At 52.2% G+C, this 16,185-nt stretch carries 17 protein-coding genes and 1 pseudogene; 14 read left to right on the top strand and 4 right to left on the bottom strand.

Features of this window, described 5'->3' with window-relative positions; translation table 11 throughout:
* Positions 1–38: 38 nt before the first annotated feature.
* Positions 39–641 (top strand): LysE family translocator, encoded by a 603-nt coding sequence (locus UC15_RS11705; RefSeq protein ID WP_112288605.1) that lies wholly within the window; start codon positions 39–41, stop codon positions 639–641.
* Between the two features lie 69 nt (positions 642–710).
* Here the strand turns inward: UC15_RS11705 and UC15_RS11700 are convergent, their stop codons facing one another.
* The 3 genes and pseudogenes from UC15_RS11700 to UC15_RS11690 all read right to left on the bottom strand — a co-directional run bounded on the left by UC15_RS11700 (position 711) and on the right by UC15_RS11690 (position 4,999).
* Positions 711–1,766, bottom strand: coding sequence for a 5-bromo-4-chloroindolyl phosphate hydrolysis family protein (locus UC15_RS11700; protein WP_112288604.1), 1,056 nt, complete (start codon positions 1,764–1,766; stop codon positions 711–713).
* Positions 1,763–2,928: pseudogene (locus tag UC15_RS11695) on the bottom strand (toxic anion resistance protein). The gene UC15_RS11700 and the pseudogene UC15_RS11695 overlap by 4 nt, the downstream one beginning before the upstream one ends.
* Positions 2,929–3,082: 154 nt before the next feature.
* Complete coding sequence (locus UC15_RS11690; protein ID WP_112288603.1) at positions 3,083–4,999, bottom strand: ABC transporter ATP-binding protein; 1,917 nt, start codon at positions 4,997–4,999, stop codon at positions 3,083–3,085.
* Positions 5,000–5,128: 129 nt separating this feature from the next.
* Between UC15_RS11690 and kefG the strand changes: the two genes are divergently transcribed.
* The 4 genes from kefG (at position 5,129) to slyD (ending at position 8,578) form a co-directional block, all read left to right on the top strand.
* Positions 5,129–5,683: a glutathione-regulated potassium-efflux system ancillary protein KefG gene (kefG, locus tag UC15_RS11685; protein WP_112288602.1), complete on the top strand. Its 555-nt coding sequence runs from the start codon at positions 5,129–5,131 to the stop codon at positions 5,681–5,683.
* Positions 5,683–7,491 carry a glutathione-regulated potassium-efflux system protein KefB gene (gene kefB, locus UC15_RS11680; RefSeq protein WP_112288601.1) on the top strand — a complete coding sequence of 603 codons (1,809 nt, stop codon included), beginning with the start codon at positions 5,683–5,685 and terminating at the stop codon, positions 7,489–7,491. The genes kefG and kefB overlap by 1 nt, the downstream gene beginning before the upstream one ends.
* Positions 7,492–7,570: 79 nt before the next feature.
* Positions 7,571–7,774, top strand: coding sequence for a YheV family putative zinc ribbon protein (locus UC15_RS11675; RefSeq protein ID WP_112288600.1), 204 nt, complete (start codon positions 7,571–7,573; stop codon positions 7,772–7,774).
* A 198-nt stretch (positions 7,775–7,972) separates the two neighbouring features.
* A complete protein-coding gene (gene slyD, locus UC15_RS11670; protein WP_112288599.1) occupies positions 7,973–8,578 on the top strand; it encodes a peptidylprolyl isomerase in 606 nt (201 codons plus the stop codon).
* A 71-nt stretch (positions 8,579–8,649) separates the two neighbouring features.
* Here slyD and UC15_RS11665 read toward each other — a convergent pair whose 3' ends face one another.
* A complete protein-coding gene (locus tag UC15_RS11665) occupies positions 8,650–8,868 on the bottom strand; it encodes a protein SlyX (RefSeq protein ID WP_112288598.1) in 219 nt (72 codons plus the stop codon).
* Positions 8,869–9,161: 293 nt separating this feature from the next.
* Between UC15_RS11665 and fkpA the strand changes: the two genes are divergently transcribed.
* The 9 genes from fkpA to UC15_RS11615 form a co-directional block, all read left to right on the top strand.
* Positions 9,162–10,022 (top strand): FKBP-type peptidyl-prolyl cis-trans isomerase, encoded by an 861-nt coding sequence (gene fkpA / locus UC15_RS11660; RefSeq protein ID WP_112288597.1) that lies wholly within the window; start codon positions 9,162–9,164, stop codon positions 10,020–10,022.
* A gap of 264 nt (positions 10,023–10,286) precedes the next feature.
* Positions 10,287–11,009: a transcriptional regulator gene (locus UC15_RS11655; RefSeq protein ID WP_165353118.1), complete on the top strand. Its 723-nt coding sequence runs from the start codon at positions 10,287–10,289 to the stop codon at positions 11,007–11,009.
* Positions 11,006–11,398, top strand: a complete 393-nt coding sequence (gene tusD / locus UC15_RS11650) for a sulfurtransferase complex subunit TusD (RefSeq protein ID WP_112288595.1) — start codon at positions 11,006–11,008, stop codon at positions 11,396–11,398. The genes UC15_RS11655 and tusD overlap by 4 nt, the downstream gene beginning before the upstream one ends.
* A 22-nt stretch (positions 11,399–11,420) precedes the next feature.
* Entirely contained in the window at positions 11,421–11,780 is a 360-nt protein-coding gene (gene tusC / locus UC15_RS11645; protein ID WP_112288594.1) for a sulfurtransferase complex subunit TusC, read from the top strand.
* A gap of 13 nt (positions 11,781–11,793) precedes the next feature.
* Positions 11,794–12,081 (top strand): sulfurtransferase complex subunit TusB, encoded by a 288-nt coding sequence (gene tusB / locus UC15_RS11640; RefSeq protein WP_112288593.1) that lies wholly within the window; start codon positions 11,794–11,796, stop codon positions 12,079–12,081.
* Between the two features lie 143 nt (positions 12,082–12,224).
* Positions 12,225–12,599 (top strand): 30S ribosomal protein S12, encoded by a 375-nt coding sequence (gene rpsL, locus UC15_RS11635; protein WP_009638963.1) that lies wholly within the window; start codon positions 12,225–12,227, stop codon positions 12,597–12,599.
* Positions 12,600–12,695: 96 nt separating this feature from the next.
* Positions 12,696–13,166, top strand: coding sequence for a 30S ribosomal protein S7 (gene rpsG, locus UC15_RS11630; RefSeq protein ID WP_005969574.1), 471 nt, complete (start codon positions 12,696–12,698; stop codon positions 13,164–13,166).
* A 96-nt stretch (positions 13,167–13,262) separates the two neighbouring features.
* Positions 13,263–15,377 carry an elongation factor G gene (gene fusA, locus UC15_RS11625; RefSeq protein WP_013573669.1) on the top strand — a complete coding sequence of 705 codons (2,115 nt, stop codon included), beginning with the start codon at positions 13,263–13,265 and terminating at the stop codon, positions 15,375–15,377.
* A 71-nt stretch (positions 15,378–15,448) separates the two neighbouring features.
* A partial coding sequence (locus UC15_RS11615) for an elongation factor Tu (protein WP_157960981.1) occupies positions 15,449–16,185 on the top strand: 737 nt, incomplete at its 3' end.

The following is a 16,185-nucleotide window of genomic DNA, read 5'->3' as shown; positions in this document are numbered from 1 at the left end:
GCTATCGCACATCTTTCGGGTCGGAGTACCCAAATTAAATGGAACTTGGTTTATTTTTTTCGATGCTCGGATTTTTATGGGTCGCTGCAATCACCCCTGGCCCGAACAATATGTTGTTAACAACATCTGGCGCTAACTTTGGTTTCTTCCGCTCAATCTGGCTGATGATCGGCATTATGCTCGGCATGCAGAGTATTTTGCTGCTGGTGGCCTTCGGCGTTGGCGGCCTGATCACGGTTTATCCCGCGTTACACCTTTTCCTCAAAATTGCCGGTAGCCTGTATCTGCTGTGGCTGGCGTGGAAAATTGCGACGTCGGCCTATGAAAAACTGGAAACTGGCGCACCGCCACCGAAACCCATCCGCATGTATCAGGGCTGGTTGCTGCAATTCCTCAATCCGAAAGCGTGGCTGATGGGGCTGGGCGCAGTGGCGAGTTTCAGTCTGGCGGGTGCGGCTTACAACCATTCGATTGCCGGTATCAGCCTCGGCATGTTTCTGGTGAATCTGGTTTCCGGGATTATCTGGCTTGGGTTCGGTACCGTCATTGGCCGTCTGCTGCGCAGCAAGCGTGCGTGGTACACCTTCAATATCGCGATGGGGATTCTGACCGCCGCCTGTGTGTTGCTGATCTGGCACTAAGTCGATCCGGCACTGACAAAAAAGCCCGCCGGGTTTATTCCGGGCGGGCTTTTGACTTTCAGCGGCAGATCATTTGAAGCCGTCGGTTTTCATCAGATTATCCAGCACACCCATTTCGGTATCCAGCTCAAGCTGATCGTTTTCCAGCAGCCGCTGGTGCTGCTGATCAAACATGCTGCGGATGTCTTTCAGGGTTTGCAGCGTCCGGGCACTAGTTGGTGCATCCCCGGCCTGCTGGCGGCGTAAATTCAGATCTTTGTCGATGAAGGTATTCACGGCAGGTAAATACCGCTGGAAGAAGCGGGTGGCCGGTGTGACATCTTTCGGATCTTCCTGCATACATTTTTGTATACGGCGCGCTGACGAGACGATTTCGGCGATCTCGCTGCGGATTTCCTGCGGGAAGTCGCTCAGCTCAGATTTGTTTTCCAGCTGCGCAATGTCCTGATCAAACGGCCTGTCGGGAATATAGGATGTGGATTTTCTGACCGGTTTATCCTCCGTCCAGGCGTCTTCGCGCGGCGTGTCCACCGGTGTGCTTTCCGTTTTTACCGGTTCCCGGCGGCGTAACGGCACGGGCTGAATGTTGTCCACCGGCGCAGGGGAAGGCACGGCGTCGCGTTTTTCGATTTTGCGCAGATGGATCACGGAACCGATCATCACGATGACAAAGGCCACATAGAAAACAGCATAAGGCGCGAAGCTGTAAAATTCGGCATAGGAAATCAGGCCGATGAGCCAGGGCAGCAGCATCCCGGTCAGAGGGAAACGGTACTGCGTGATTAAGCTCAGCAGCAGTGCCGCAGTGGCCATCCAGAAAGGGATCGCCAGGGCATCGCCCGTGAAGGCCCAGATCGCGCCAATGATCACGCTGTAGTACAGGCTCAGGCGGTCATAGAGAAACGTATGAAATAACAGGATGAAGGACATCCACACCAGAACGGAAGAGGCGCCGCTCAGATCTTTCCTGACAACGCTGTCCGCCACGTTGAGATACCCGCTGGCGGTCGCTTTTCCATAGGCAATGGCAGCTATCAACAGCAGAAAATGGAGGAATATCTGCGCGCCCCGTGACTGATGATAGGTGGTGCTGAGTATGTCCGTGTTGTGATTGATTGCCCTCATGACTGCGCGGTCACTTTATTCTGTGAGCTATTTTCCGCTGCAATCGATGCCAGTTTGCTGCGCAGTTCCTGCTCCATTGCGCCCAGTTCTTTTTCCACTTCCGCGCGCGGGTGCGGGCATTGCTGGCGATCTGCATGGTGTCTTCCAGTGTGCTCAGCAAACGGCCCTGAACATCCCGTAATGTTTCCACGTCCACAATCGAACGTTCCACTTCGGTGGCGGTTTCGATGCTACCGGTCTGCAACAACTCAGCATTGCGGCGCAGCATGGCATTGGTGGTGTCGGCGACATCTTTTTGCAGTCTGGCCGCCTGACGCTGGGAATTGAGCGACAGCGCCAGCACGATCTGGCTTTTCCACACCGGAATGGTGGTCAGAATGCTGCTCTGAATCTTCTCAGCCAGCGACTGGCTGTTGCTTTGCATCAGACGAATTTGCGGTGCGGTCTGGATGGACAGCGTGCGCGTCAGCATCAGGTCGCTCAGGCGGCGTTCGAAACGCTGAACACCTTCGACCAGATCCCGCACATTCTGGGCTTCCATCGCATCGCCGGAAGCCTGCACCCGCGCCTGTGCCGCCGGGATCACGTCGGACTGAATTTGCGCGATCTTCTTTTTGCCCGCCAGAATGTGCAGGCTGATGTCTTTGAAGTAATCACGGTTGCGGATAAAAAGCTGTTCCAGCGTGGCGATATTGCGCAGCAGTTCGGTGATGGTGTTCTGCAATTTTTCGGAAAGCGTATCCACCTGTCCGGCCAGCGTCTGGTATTCCAGTAACGTCCGCTCGACCTTGTTAAACAGTTTGCCGAGTAGCGGGACAGAGGCCAGCAGGCTTTTTTTCTGGTCGAACACTGTCAGGTCAATGCCTTTTACCTTGCTCAGCAGGTCGGTCAGTTGGGCACCCACTTCGCCCGCGTCTTTGGCGCGCACTTCCTGCATCAGCGATTCGTTAAAGCGCGACATGGCATTCAGGGTTTTTGCACCATAGGCAATCGAGAGCACCGGATCAGTAATGTCGATCTGCGCCGCAATCTCTTCAATTTTTTGTTGTTCTTCTGCACTGATAGCGGGGGTAGATTCACTGGCGTCGGAGGTCAGGTCGGTGGCGAGCTGGGATGATAAAACAGGTTTGGGCAAAGGTTGCGAAGAAGAGATGTCCGTCACGTCATAATCCTTTTAACTTTGGGCGGTTATCGATTGCACAATCGAAAAGATGAAAGGATTTTAACGCGCAACACGCATGACTGCCAGTGAACCCAGCGGGGAGAGATAAACCGCCATGCCTGTTACGGACGATGGCGATTTCAGGGAGGATCTTCTAGTCGAGATCAAAGGCCTTCGACATGTCTTCCAGTTGTTCCTGTGCATCGAGCCAGGTCATTTCGGTTTCTTCCAGCGCGCCTTTGACTTTGGTCTGCTGTTGCAGACATTCCGTCAGTTCGGCTTTACGGCTGTTGTCGTAAATCGCGGAATCAGCCAGACGCTCTTCGATAGTCGCCAGCTCGGTACTCAGTTTTTCCATCTGGGTTTCGAGTTTGGTGATTTGCTTACGCAGCGGCTGAGTCTGATTACGGAAATCGGCTTCGCGACGTTTCTGGTCTTTACGCGACTGCGCGCTGTTAACGCCGCCGTCCTTAGCCGGTGCATCCTGCTGGCTTTCCTGACGCTGAATGTCCACCAGCCATTGTTGGTAATCTTCCAGATCGCCGTCGAACTGCTCCACTTTGCCGCCGTGAACCAGATACAAATCGTCGGTGGTAGAACGCAGTAAGTGACGGTCATGCGAGACGACAACCATCGCGCCTTCGAAGTCGATCAGGGCTTCGGTCAGCGCCTGACGCATATCGAGATCCAGGTGGTTGGTCGGTTCATCGAGAAGCAGCAGGTTAGGGCGTTGCCAGACAATCAGGGCCAGCACCAGACGCGCTTTTTCGCCGCCGGAGAAACGCCCGGTCGGATCTGTCACTTTATCGCCGTGGAAACCAAATCCGCCGAGATAATCGCGCAGTTGCTGTTCGGTTTCTTTGTTCGCCAGACGCACCAGATGTTGCAGCGGTGAATCTTCAGCACGCAAAAACTCCAGCTGATGCTGGGCGAAGTAACCAAGCTTAACGCCTTTCGCAAGGCCGATATCGCCCTGAAGCGGTGGCATAGTGCCTGCGAGCAGTTTGATCAGCGTCGATTTACCGGCACCGTTACGGCCCAGTAAGCCGATACGCGATCCCGGCACCAGATTCAGTTTGATCGACTCCAGAATGGTGGTGTCACCATAACCGGCGCTGACTTTTTCCATGCGCAGCAGCGGATCGGGCAAACTTTCCGGCGAACGGAAGCTAAAATGAAAAGGATTGTCGACGTGTGCCGGCGCAATCAGCTCCATACGCTCCAGCATTTTGATACGGCTTTGCGCCTGCTTGGCCTTAGTCGCCTGTGCACGGAACCGGTCGATGTAGCTTTGCAGATGCGCCACTTTTTCCTGCTGACTTTCAAACAATGCCTGCTGTTGCGACAGTTTGGTCGCACGCTGGCGCTCGAAGGACGAGTAGTTACCGGTGTATTCGTTCAGCGACTGCTGTTCGATGTGCATAATTTTATCGACGATCGGATCGAGGAAATCCCGGTCATGGGAAATCAGCACCAGCGTGCCGGTGTAGCCTTTCAGCCATTTTTCCAGCCAGATGACCGCGTCCAAATCCAGGTGGTTGGTCGGTTCGTCGAGCAGCAGTAAATCAGAACGGCAAATCAGCGCCTGCGCCAGGTTCAGGCGCATACGCCAGCCACCGGAGAAGGATTTCACCGGCTGCTGTAACTGATTCTGGGTAAAGCCCAACCCGCTGAGCAGGCTGGCCGCGCGCGCAGGAATAGTCCAGGCGTTAATGGCGTCGAGCTTACCGTGCAGCGTGGCGATGGCATGGCCGTCATCCCGCTCGTTGGCTTGTTGTAATTGTGCTTCCAGCTGGCGGAACTCGCGGTCGCCGTCGATAACATACTCTATCGCCGGTTCGTCCAGCGCAGGCGTTTCCTGATTCACCCAGGCCAGTGCCCAGTTAGACGGAAACGTCAGGTTGCCAGCATCGGCGCTCATTTCACCTTTTAACAGGGAAATCAGGGTGGATTTACCGCAGCCATTTTTGCCCACCAGCCCGACTTTCTGGCCGGGATTGATGGTCGCAGACGCGTTGTCCAGCAGCACATTGGTGCCGCGTCGGATTTGTAAGGAGGAGAAAACAATCATAAAGCGCCGTGTTGAGAGTATGTTAAATTGTCATGATAATGATCTAAACAAGACGTATCGCGTCCCATTTTGTCTTTGCGAAGCATGGTAACGGAAAAACCGCACCCTGACGACGCTTTGGAGGTATTGATGTCGCAGCCACCAAAGGTTTTGCTGCTGTATGCCCATCCGGAATCGCCCGATTCGGTCGCCAACCGCGTTTTACTGCAACAAGCTCAACAGCTTGAACATGTCACCGTGCATGATTTGTACGCCCACTATCCTGATTTTTTTATTGATATTCATCGTGAGCAGCAATTGCTGCGCGATCATAAGGTGATTGTTTTTCAGCATCCTCTTTATACCTACAGTTGTCCGGCGTTGTTGAAAGAGTGGATGGATCGCGTGCTGGCGCGTGGTTTTGCCAGCGGGGCAGGCGGTAATGCGCTTAACGGCAAGTACTGGCGTTCGGTGGTCACCACGGGTGAACCGGAAGGTGCGTACAGGGCGGGCGGTTATAACCGTTATCCGATGTCCGACATTATGCGTCCGTTTGAGCTGACGTCTGCTATGTGCCATATGCACTGGATGACGCCCATTATCATTTACTGGGCGCGCCGTCAGAAACCGGATGTGCTGCAAAGCCATGCCGAAGCTTACGGCGAATGGCTGAAATCGCCGTTACCGCAGGGGGGAATTGCCTGATGGACGTTTCCAATATTCCCATGGCGATCCTGCTGTTTTTGTTCGCTGCCGTAGTGGCGGTGCCGGTGGCACAGCGTTTAGGCATTGGCGCAGTGCTGGGTTATTTGCTGGCCGGTATTGCCATCGGTCCGTGGGGCTTAGGCTTTATCCGCGACGTGGATGAAATTCTGCACTTCTCCGAACTGGGCGTGGTTTTCCTGATGTTTATCATCGGGCTGGAACTGAACCCCGGAAAACTGTGGGCGCTGCGGCGGCAAATCTTTGGTGTCGGCGCCGGGCAGGTGATCCTGACTGCACTGGTGCTCGGCGGTTTGTTGTATCTGACGAAGTTTTCCTGGCAAGCCGCGGTGATTGGCGGTATCGGGCTGGCGATGTCATCCACGGCGATGGCATTACAACTGATGCGCGACAAAGGCATGACGCGTAACGAAGGCGGTCAGCTGGGTTTCGCCGTGTTGCTGTTCCAGGATATCGCGGTGATCCCGGCGCTGGCGCTGATCCCGATTCTGGCGGGCGGTTCGGAAGGCAGCAATAACTGGGAGATGATCGGCCTGAAAGTGCTGGCCTTTGGCGGCATGCTGATTGGCGGACGCTATCTGCTGCGGCCGATTTTCCGGCTGATTGTGGCTTCCGGCGTGCGTGAAGTGTTTACCGCCGCCGCGCTGCTGGTGGTGCTTGGTTCGGCGCTGTTTATGGATACGCTGGGCTTTTCGATGGCGCTCGGAACGTTTATCGCCGGGATTTTACTGGCTGAAAGCGAATATCAGCACGAACTGGAAATCGCTATCGAGCCATTTAAGGGTTTACTGCTCGGGCTGTTCTTTATTTCTGTCGGCATGGCGCTGAATCTGGGCGTGCTGTATACGCATATTTTGCTGGTGCTGGCAGGCGTGATGATTCTGGTGACGGTCAAAGGCGCGGTGCTGTACGGGCTTTCCCGCATATTTGGTCTGCGCACATCGGTACGCTTACAGTTTTCTGCCGTGCTCAGTCAGGGCGGCGAATTTGCTTTCGTGCTGTTTTCGGCGGCTGGCGCGCAGAAAGTGATTTCCTCGTCGCAGCTTTCGCTGTTGCTGGTCGTGGTGACGATATCAATGATGACCACGCCGTTGCTGATGCAGTGGGTCGACCGCATCCTGGTACGACGTTACAACGACGGCGAAGAAAGTGATGAAAAGCATTTTGTGCAGGATGACGAACCGCAGGTGATTATTGTCGGGTTCGGACGTTTCGGACAGGTGATCGGACGTTTGCTGATGGCCAATAAAATGCGTATCACAGTGCTTGAGCGTGATATCAGCGCCGTCGGGCTGATGCGGACTTACGGTTATAAAGTGTATTACGGCGATGCGACCGAACTGGAACTGCTCAGGGCTTCGGGTGCTGAAAAGGCCAAATCGATTGTGATTACGTGTGATGAGCCTGCGGACACCATGACCATCGTGCATTTGTGTCAGCAGCATTTTCCTCATCTGAATATTCTGGCGCGCGCCCGTGGACGTGTTGAAGCGCATGAGTTGTTGCAGGCCGGTGTGGCGAATTTTTCCCGCGAGACGTTTTCCAGTGCGCTGGAATTAGGCAAAAAGGCGCTGGTCACGCTGGGCATGCATCCGCACAGTGCGTACCGCGCTCAACAACATTTCCGTCGTCTTGATATGCGGATGCTACGTGAACTGGTGCCGCAAAACCGCGGCGATGTGGCGCAGATTTCCCGTGTGAAAGAAGCGCGGCGCGAACTGGAGGATATCTTCCAGAGCGAAATGCACAACGAACGTCGTCAGCTTGATGGCTGGGACGATGACGAATAGTCCGGCTGGCGAAAAAATAATGTTGCCGTCTGAATGAAAAATGACCGGACGCAATGTCGCAGATTTCAGGAGAAGTAACATGGCTACAACCCGTAAACGGTTTATCGCTGGTGCGGTATGTCCGAAATGTAAGGCGATGGATACGCTGGCTTTATGGCAGGAAGATCAGGTCGAAGTGGTCGAGTGTATGAAATGCGGGCACCATCAGCGTCAGACGGATGCACAGGTCAGCAAGAAGCTACGGCCGGAAGAGCAGGTGATTGGTATTTTCGATCCGAAGTAGCGTTCTTGCTCGTGTTTTTTTATGCTGGTAGTACAGAGACGCGGATTTCCGCTACACTCTTCGCCAAATTTATCCGGTCGCACTTTTCAGGATGATCTCATCGAAAAGTGGCCGTCACTGAATTAGCCTTAAGCGAAGTTGCGTGCGTTATGAAACGCCCGCAGACAACAAATTGAGTTTCCAACGGTAGGAGTTATCATGAAAGTAGCAAAAGACCTGGTCATCAGCGTGGCATATCAGGTACGTACAGAAGACGGTGTGTTGGTTGATGAATCTCCGGTGAGCGCGCCGTTGGATTACCTACATGGCCATGGTTCCCTCATCTCCGGTCTGGAAACTGCGCTGGATGGTCATGCCATTGGTGACGTTTTTGATGTGCATGTTGGCGCGAACGACGCTTACGGCAACTACGACGAAAACCTGGTTCAGCGCGTGCCTAAAGACGTGTTCATGGGTGTTGATGAGCTGGAAGTCGGTATGCGTTTCCTGGCTGACACCGATCAGGGTCCGGTTCCTGTAGAAATCACTGAAGTTGACGGCGACCACGTTGTTGTCGACGGCAACCACATGCTGGCAGGTCAGGATCTGAACTTCCACGTCGAAGTGGTGGCAATCCGTGAAGCAACTGAAGAAGAACTGGCTCACGGCCACGTTCACGGCGAACACGGCCACGATCATGGTCACGACCATGAACACGGCGAAGGCTGCTGCGGTGGTCACGGCCACGACCATGATCACGACCACGGTCATGATCACGGTAAAAAAGGCGGCTGTGGCGGTAACGGCGGCTGCGGTTGCCACTGATCACTTTGCAAGCAAAGCGATAAAAACGAAAGGCGCCGGAAAGGCGCCTTTTTGTTGCGTCAGAAACAGTATCAATAATGCGGCGGAGGCGTTTCTTCCGACTGATCGGCAATCATTGATGGCTGGCTGGCGCGGAGTTTGTCTGTCAGCAGGCGCAGGTGATCGTGCAATCTGCTCATTTCCAGCTGATGCTGAGTGACGATCAAATTCAGTTCTTCAATCGTGATTTCCTGAAAAGCCAGTTTGTTTTCCAGCATCTCCAGACGTTGTTCAACGGTGTTTGAGTCCATAATCATTACCTCATTGTGCGGCTCAAGTTGATCAGGTTGAGCACTGACCGGAACCCCATACTCTATTGTAGACCGGCGATTCTACCCGTAAACCTGCTTAATTACCTGACCTCTGCGGCGCTTTATCTTTGACTCTTCATGAGCAGACGAAACTAATTGATGTAAAAAAGGTCTGAATATGACGCTAATGGCGTGTATAGAGATTGTTTTGTCGTGAGACGGACAGTTATAGTAACCGCCGAACTTTCGTAATTATTACCAGAGGTCATACGCTTCTGGTCCTGGAGAAATGGATGAAATCACTGTTTAAAGTAACTCTGCTGGCAACTACCATGGCGATCGCCCTGAATGCCACCCAGGTTATGGCTGCTGAAGCCACAGCACCGGCCGCTGCTGCACCCGCGCCAGCCGCTGCCCCTGCTGCAGCTGCTCCGGCAGCAACAGACACGACCAAGTTCAAAAGTGATGACGAGCAGGCCGCTTATGCTCTCGGCGCATCACTGGGTCGCTACATGGACAACTCCCTGAAAGAACAAGAAAAACTGGGCATCAAACTGGATAAAGACCAGCTGATCGCCGGTGTTCAGGATGCGTTTGCTAACAAAAGCAAACTGTCTGATCAGGAAATCGAGAAGACTCTGCAAACCTTCGAAGGCCGTGTGAAAGCATCTGCGCAGGCTAAGATGGAGCAGGACGCTAAAGCTAACGCTGACAAAGGCGACAAATTCCGTGCTGATTTCGCCAAAGAAAAAGGCGTGAAGAAGACTGAATCAGGCCTGCTGTATCAGGTTGAAAAACCAGGTGCTGGCGCAGCGCCAAAAGACAGCGACACCGTTGTAGTGAACTACAAAGGGACTCTGACCGACGGTACTGAGTTTGATAACTCTTATACCCGTGGCGAGCCGCTGTCTTTCCGTCTTGATGGTGTTATCCCGGGCTGGACCGAAGGCCTGAAACACATTAAGAAAGGCGGCAAAATCAAGCTGGTCATTCCACCGGCACTGGCTTACGGCAAAACTGGCGTCCCGGGGATCCCGGCTAATTCTACTCTGGTGTTCGATGTTGAACTGCTGGATGTGAAAGCGGCACCTAAGGCTGACCCGAAAGCAGCTGAGAAACCTGCTGAAGCTGAAGCGGCACCAAAAGCAAACTAAGTTGCTGTTGAGCTGTTGCAGAAAACCGTCGCTAAATGCGGCGGTTTTTTTTCGCCTGAAACTTTTCTTACAGGCCGCCCTTCATTTTATTGAGGTTACTCTATGATGATAACTTGACGCTTTTGTTTCCCCGGCATAACGTCACAGATCCATATAATCGCAAGGCCGTTTTTTCTGTGTCTTTGATACAGTAACGACCGTGGAATGATGAATAATGCGTCCTGACTCCCGTTGGAAGGCGCGATAGAGAGGGTGGTAGCTTCAATGTCTAATTCGCTTATAACTGGCGAAACCGGTGAACTGGATTTGCTGGACCAACGTCCGTTCAGCCAGGTCGATCATGAGATTTTGTCTTCATACGAGGCCGTGGTGGACGGGCTTGCGATGCTGATCGGTGAGCATTGCGAAATTGTTCTGCATTCACTGGAAGACCTGAAATGTTCAGCGGTCCGTATTGCAAATGGTGAGCATACCGGCCGTAAGATCGGCTCACCGATTACCGATTTAGCTCTGCGCATGTTGCATGACATGACCGGTGCGGACAGCAATGTGTCCAAAGCCTACTTCACCCGTGCGAAAAGTGGTGTGCTGATGAAGTCAGTCACCATCGCTATTCGCAACCGTGAGCAACGCGTCATTGGTCTGCTGTGCATCAACATGAATCTCGACGTACCTTTCTCGCAAATTATTCAGACCTTTATGCCACCTGAAACTCAGGAAGTGGCCTCTTCCGTAAACTTCGCCTCATCTGTGGATGACCTGGTAGCGCAAACGCTGGAATTCACCATCGAAGAAGTGAACGCTGACCGCAGTGTTTCTAATAACGCGAAGAACCGACAGGTTGTGCTGAATCTTTATGAAAAGGGTATTTTTGATATCAAAGATGCCATCAATCAGGTGGCTGACCGCCTGAATATTTCAAAGCATACCGTTTACCTGTATATCCGCCAGTTTAAAAGCGGGGATCTGGTGGGGAACGAGCGTTGAAACTGCGTTATTGCCTCCTGGTAACCGGTCCTGCTTACGGAACACAACAAGCCAGTGCGGCGTATCAGTTCGCACTGGCATTGATTGGCAGTGGCCATCAGCTGGATAGCGTGTTTTTTTATCGTGAGGGCGTTCTCAACGGTAATATGCTTTCGGCACCTGCGTCGGATGAATTTGATCTGGTCAGATCCTGGCAACGTATGGCGGCAGACCATCAGGTTGCTCTCAATGTTTGTGTGGCTGCTGCTTTACGTCGTGGTGTCATCGATGAAACAGAAGCCCACAATCAGGGACACGGCCAGACGAATTTACAAGCCGGCTTTGCCCTGACAGGGTTGGGCAGCCTCGCTGAAGCGTCGCTGACCTGTGATCGCATGGTGCAGTTCTGATGGGTTATAGCAGGGACAGGCAATGAAAAAGATAGCGTTCGTGTTCACTCAGGGACCGCACGGCACGTCAGCGGGAAGAGAAGGCCTTGATGCGCTGCTGGCTACGTCAGCTCTGACCGAGGATATCGGCGTGTTTTTTGTGGCTGACGGTGTTTTTCAGCTCATGCCGGCACAACAACCCGAAAAAATTCTCGCCCGTAATTATATTGCCACATTCGGTGTGTTATCACTTTACGACGTCGATCAGTGCTTTGTCTGTGAAGACTCGCTGAAGTCACGTGGTTTATCTGCGGGACATGAATGGGTGCTGGATGTCGAGCCGTTGTCTTCGAGTGAAATTCGCGGACGACTGGCCAGTTTTGATGTGGTGATGACGTTTTAAATCAGGAAATTCCATGCTTTTTACTCTTGCCCGTTCCCCGCAACAATGTGATTTCTCATTGATTGTTAAGCTGGTCGCTCAGGAAGATGCACTTTTGCTGATGCAGGATGGCGTACTGGCTGCGCTTGATGGCAGCGAGGCGTGTAACCTGCTCAGCCAGCATGTTCAGTCGATTTATGTCCTCAGCGAGGATCTGGCGGCCAGAGGATTGGTTGGTCAAATTTCACACAAAATTACATTGATCGACTATACTGGATTCGTCGCGCTGACTGAGAAACACACCCAGCAAACAGCATGGTGATTTACTGATCTGCTGTATATTTCTTGACACCCTCTTAGGTCAGCCCTAAAATTCTGCGTCCCCATATTAGCTAATGCTTTTTATGGGGCGATTTATCACGCGTTTACAAAGTAGTTTATGAACCAAAATCCAGGAGCTTTTTAATGGCAACAATTAATCAGCTGGTACGCAAACCACGCTCTACGAAGGTTGTTAAAAGCAACGTTCCAGCGCTGGAAGCTTGCCCGCAGAAACGTGGCGTATGTACTCGTGTATATACTACCACTCCTAAAAAACCAAACTCCGCACTGCGTAAAGTATGCCGTGTGCGTTTGACTAACGGTTTTGAAGTTACCTCCTACATCGGCGGTGAAGGTCATAACCTGCAGGAACACTCCGTGATCCTGATCCGTGGCGGTCGTGTAAAAGACTTGCCAGGTGTGCGTTATCACACCGTCCGTGGCGCACTGGACTGTTCAGGCGTTAAGGATCGTAAGCAATCTCGTTCTAAATACGGCGTTAAAAAGCCGAAGTCTTAATGGTTCTCCGTTAAGTAAGGCCAAACATTTTCACTTTACTGTCAAAATAAACTCTTAGAGTTTTGGACAATCCTGAATTAACAACGGAGTATTTCCATGCCACGTCGTCGCGTCATTGGTCAACGTAAAATCCTGCCAGATCCTAAGTTCGGATCCGAACTGCTGGCAAAATTCGTCAACATTCTGATGGTAGATGGTAAAAAATCTACTGCAGAAGCAATCGTCTACACTGCTCTTGAGACCCTGGCTCAACGTAGCGGTAAAGGCCACCTGGAAGCTTTCGAAGTCGCTCTGGACAACGTTCGTCCGACTGTCGAAGTTAAGTCCCGCCGCGTAGGTGGTTCTACTTATCAGGTTCCAGTTGAAGTCCGTCCGGTTCGTCGTAATGCTCTGGCAATGCGTTGGATCGTTGAAGCTGCTCGTAAACGCGGTGATAAATCCATGGCTCTCCGCCTGGCGAACGAACTTTCTGATGCTGCAGAGAACAAAGGTACTGCAGTTAAGAAACGTGAAGACGTTCACCGTATGGCTGAAGCCAACAAGGCGTTCGCGCACTACCGCTGGTAATCACTTCGCAGTAGTTATGCTAACCAAGCGGGCGCTTCAAGAAGCCAACCCGCTTGGGTTAACTGAACTTGAACGTCCTAGTTATAGAGGAATCAAATGGCTCGTAAAACACCCATTGAGCGCTACCGTAACATTGGTATCAGTGCTCACATCGACGCCGGTAAGACAACCACTACCGAACGTGTTCTGTTCTACACCGGTGTAAACCACAAAATCGGTGAAGTGCATGATGGCGCAGCCACCATGGACTGGATGGAGCAGGAGCAGGAACGTGGTATTACCATCACGTCCGCTGCGACCACCTGTTTCTGGTCAGGTATGGCTAAGCAGTTCGAACCACACCACATCAACATCATCGACACCCCAGGGCACGTTGACTTCACCATCGAAGTTGAACGTTCCATGCGTGTTCTTGATGGCGCGGTAATGGTTTACTGTGCTGTTGGTGGTGTTCAGCCACAGTCTGAGACCGTATGGCGTCAGGCAAACAAATATAAAGTTCCTCGTATCGCGTTCGTTAACAAAATGGACCGTATGGGTGCTAACTTCCTGAAAGTTGTTGATCAGATTGAAAAACGTCTGGGCGCAACTCCGGTGCCACTGCAACTGGCAATCGGCGCGGAAGAGAAATTCACCGGTGTTGTTGACCTGGTGAAGATGAAAGCTATCAACTGGAACGAAGCTGATCAGGGCGTTACCTTCGAATACGAAGAAATCCCTGCAAACATGCAAGAACTGGCTGAAGAATGGCGTCAGAAACTGGTTGAGGCCGCTGCTGAAGGCTCTGATGAGCTGATGGAGAAATTCTTTGGTGGCGAAGAGCTGACTGAAGAAGAGATCAAAACTTCTCTGCGTAAGCGCGTTCTGAACAACGAAATCATCCTGGTTACCTGTGGTTCTGCGTTTAAAAACAAAGGCGTACAGGCAATGCTGGATGCTGTTGTTGAGTATCTGCCTGCACCAACTGACGTTGAAGCTATCAACGGTCTGTTGGATGACGGTAAAGACACTCCGGCAGTTCGCCATTCTGACGATTCAGAGCCGTTCTCTGCTCTGGCGTTCAAAATCGCTACTGACCCATTCGTGGGTAACTTGACGTTCTTCCGTGTTTATTCCGGTCTCGTCAATTCAGGTGACACTGTATTTAACCCAGTGAAATCTCAGCGTGAACGTCTGGGTCGTATCGTTCAGATGCACGCTAACAAGCGTGAAGAAATTAAAGAAGTTCGTGCAGGCGATATCGCTGCAGCGATCGGTCTGAAAGACGTGACTACAGGTGATACCCTGTGTGATCCAGATAACGTGATTATCCTGGAACGCATGGAATTCCCTGAGCCGGTAATCTCCGTTGCGGTAGAACCAAAAACCAAAGCTGACCAGGAAAAAATGGGTCTGGCTCTGGGCCGTCTGGCGAAAGAAGACCCATCATTCCGCGTTTGGACTGATGAAGAGTCTGGTCAGACAATCATCGCAGGTATGGGTGAGCTTCACCTGGATATCCTGGTTGACCGTATGCGTCGTGAATTTAACGTTGAAGCTAACGTCGGTAAGCCGCAGGTTGCATACCGTGAAGCTATCCGCGCTAAAGTTACCGATGTTGAAGGTAAACACGCTAAGCAGTCTGGTGGTCGCGGTCAGTATGGTCACGTTGTGATCGACATGTACCCATTAGAACCTGGCACAAATCCGAAAGGATATGAGTTTGTCAACGAAATCAAAGGCGGTGTAATTCCTGGTGAATTCATCGGCGCGATTGACAAAGGCATCCAGGAACAGCTGAAGTCTGGTCCACTGGCCGGTTACCCGGTAGTAGATCTGGGCGTGCGTCTGCACTTCGGTTCTTACCATGACGTCGACTCCTCCGAGCTGGCGTTTAAACTGGCCGCTTCTATCGCCTTCAAAGATGGCTTTAAGAAAGCGAAACCAGTTCTGCTTGAGCCGATCATGAAGGTTGAAGTAGAGACTCCGGAAGAGAACACTGGTGACGTCATCGGTGACCTTAGCCGTCGTCGTGGTATGCTGAAAGGCCAAGAATCTAACGCTACTGGCGTTGTGATTCATGCTGAAGTTCCGCTTTCCGAAATGTTCGGTTATGCGACTCAGCTGCGTTCACTGACCAAAGGCCGTGCATCTTACTCCATGGAATTCCTGAAGTATGATGATGCGCCAAATAACGTGGCCCTGGCCGTTATTGAAGCTCGTGGCAAATAAGCCACAGTTTTAAACACAATGATCCCGTGCTCTCTCTATGAAGGGAGAGCACAAGAGTAAGGAATATAGCCGTGTCTAAAGAAAAATTTGAACGTAACAAACCGCACGTCAACGTTGGTACTATCGGCCACGTCGACCACGGTAAAACTACCCTGACTGCAGCAATCACTACCGTTCTGGCTAAAACCTACGGCGGTTCTGCACGCGCATTCGACCAGATCGATAACGCACCAGAAGAAAAAGCTCGTGGTATCACCATCAACACTTCCCACGTTGAATATGACACCCCGACTCGTCACTACGCGCACGTTGACTGCCCAGGGCACGCCGACTACGTGAAAAACATGATCACCGGTGCTGCTCAGATGGACGGCGCTATCCTGGTTGTTGCTGCAACTGATGGCCCTATGCCTCAGACTCGTGAGCACATCCTGCTGGGTCGCCAGGTTGGCGTTCCATACATGATCGTGTTCATGAACAAATGCGACATGGTTGATGATGAAGAGCTGCTGGAACTGGTAGAAATGGAAGTTCGTGAACTTCTGTCTGCTTACGAATTCCCAGGCGACGACATCCCGGTCATCAAAGGTTCAGCGCTGAAAGCACTGGAAGGCGATGCAACTTGGGAAGCGAAAATCATCGAACTGGCAGAAGCACTGGACAGCTACATTCCATTGCCAGAGCGTGCTATCGATAAGCCATTCCTGCTGCCAATCGAAGACGTATTCTCCATCTCCGGTCGTGGTACCGTTGTTACCGGTCGTGTAGAGCGCGGTATCGTTAAAGTCGGCGAAGAAGTTGAAATCGT

The sequence above is a fragment of the Rahnella sp. AN3-3W3 genome, from assembly GCF_003263545.1.
GTDB lineage: Bacteria > Pseudomonadota > Gammaproteobacteria > Enterobacterales > Enterobacteriaceae > Rahnella > Rahnella variigena.
Note: the sequence above shows the minus strand (reverse complement) of the source record. Positions and strands in the feature narration are given on the sequence as shown.

Coding starts and splice junctions, on each gene's coding strand:
- UC15_RS11700 (WP_112288604.1), bottom strand. CDS start 1,766: ATGAGGGCAATCAATCACAACACGGACATACTCAGCACCACCTATCAT.
- UC15_RS11675 (WP_112288600.1), top strand. CDS start 7,571: ATGGCTACAACCCGTAAACGGTTTATCGCTGGTGCGGTATGTCCGAAA.
- UC15_RS11655 (WP_165353118.1), top strand. CDS start 10,287: ATGTCTAATTCGCTTATAACTGGCGAAACCGGTGAACTGGATTTGCTG.
- UC15_RS11690 (WP_112288603.1), bottom strand. CDS start 4,999: ATGATTGTTTTCTCCTCCTTACAAATCCGACGCGGCACCAATGTGCTG.
- fusA (WP_013573669.1), top strand. CDS start 13,263: ATGGCTCGTAAAACACCCATTGAGCGCTACCGTAACATTGGTATCAGT.
- UC15_RS11665 (WP_112288598.1), bottom strand. CDS start 8,868: ATGGACTCAAACACCGTTGAACAACGTCTGGAGATGCTGGAAAACAAA.
- tusB (WP_112288593.1), top strand. CDS start 11,794: ATGCTTTTTACTCTTGCCCGTTCCCCGCAACAATGTGATTTCTCATTG.
- slyD (WP_112288599.1), top strand. CDS start 7,973: ATGAAAGTAGCAAAAGACCTGGTCATCAGCGTGGCATATCAGGTACGT.
- UC15_RS11705 (WP_112288605.1), top strand. CDS start 39: ATGGAACTTGGTTTATTTTTTTCGATGCTCGGATTTTTATGGGTCGCT.
- rpsL (WP_009638963.1), top strand. CDS start 12,225: ATGGCAACAATTAATCAGCTGGTACGCAAACCACGCTCTACGAAGGTT.
- kefG (WP_112288602.1), top strand. CDS start 5,129: ATGTCGCAGCCACCAAAGGTTTTGCTGCTGTATGCCCATCCGGAATCG.
- rpsG (WP_005969574.1), top strand. CDS start 12,696: ATGCCACGTCGTCGCGTCATTGGTCAACGTAAAATCCTGCCAGATCCT.
- kefB (WP_112288601.1), top strand. CDS start 5,683: ATGGACGTTTCCAATATTCCCATGGCGATCCTGCTGTTTTTGTTCGCT.
- tusC (WP_112288594.1), top strand. CDS start 11,421: ATGAAAAAGATAGCGTTCGTGTTCACTCAGGGACCGCACGGCACGTCA.
- fkpA (WP_112288597.1), top strand. CDS start 9,162: ATGAAATCACTGTTTAAAGTAACTCTGCTGGCAACTACCATGGCGATC.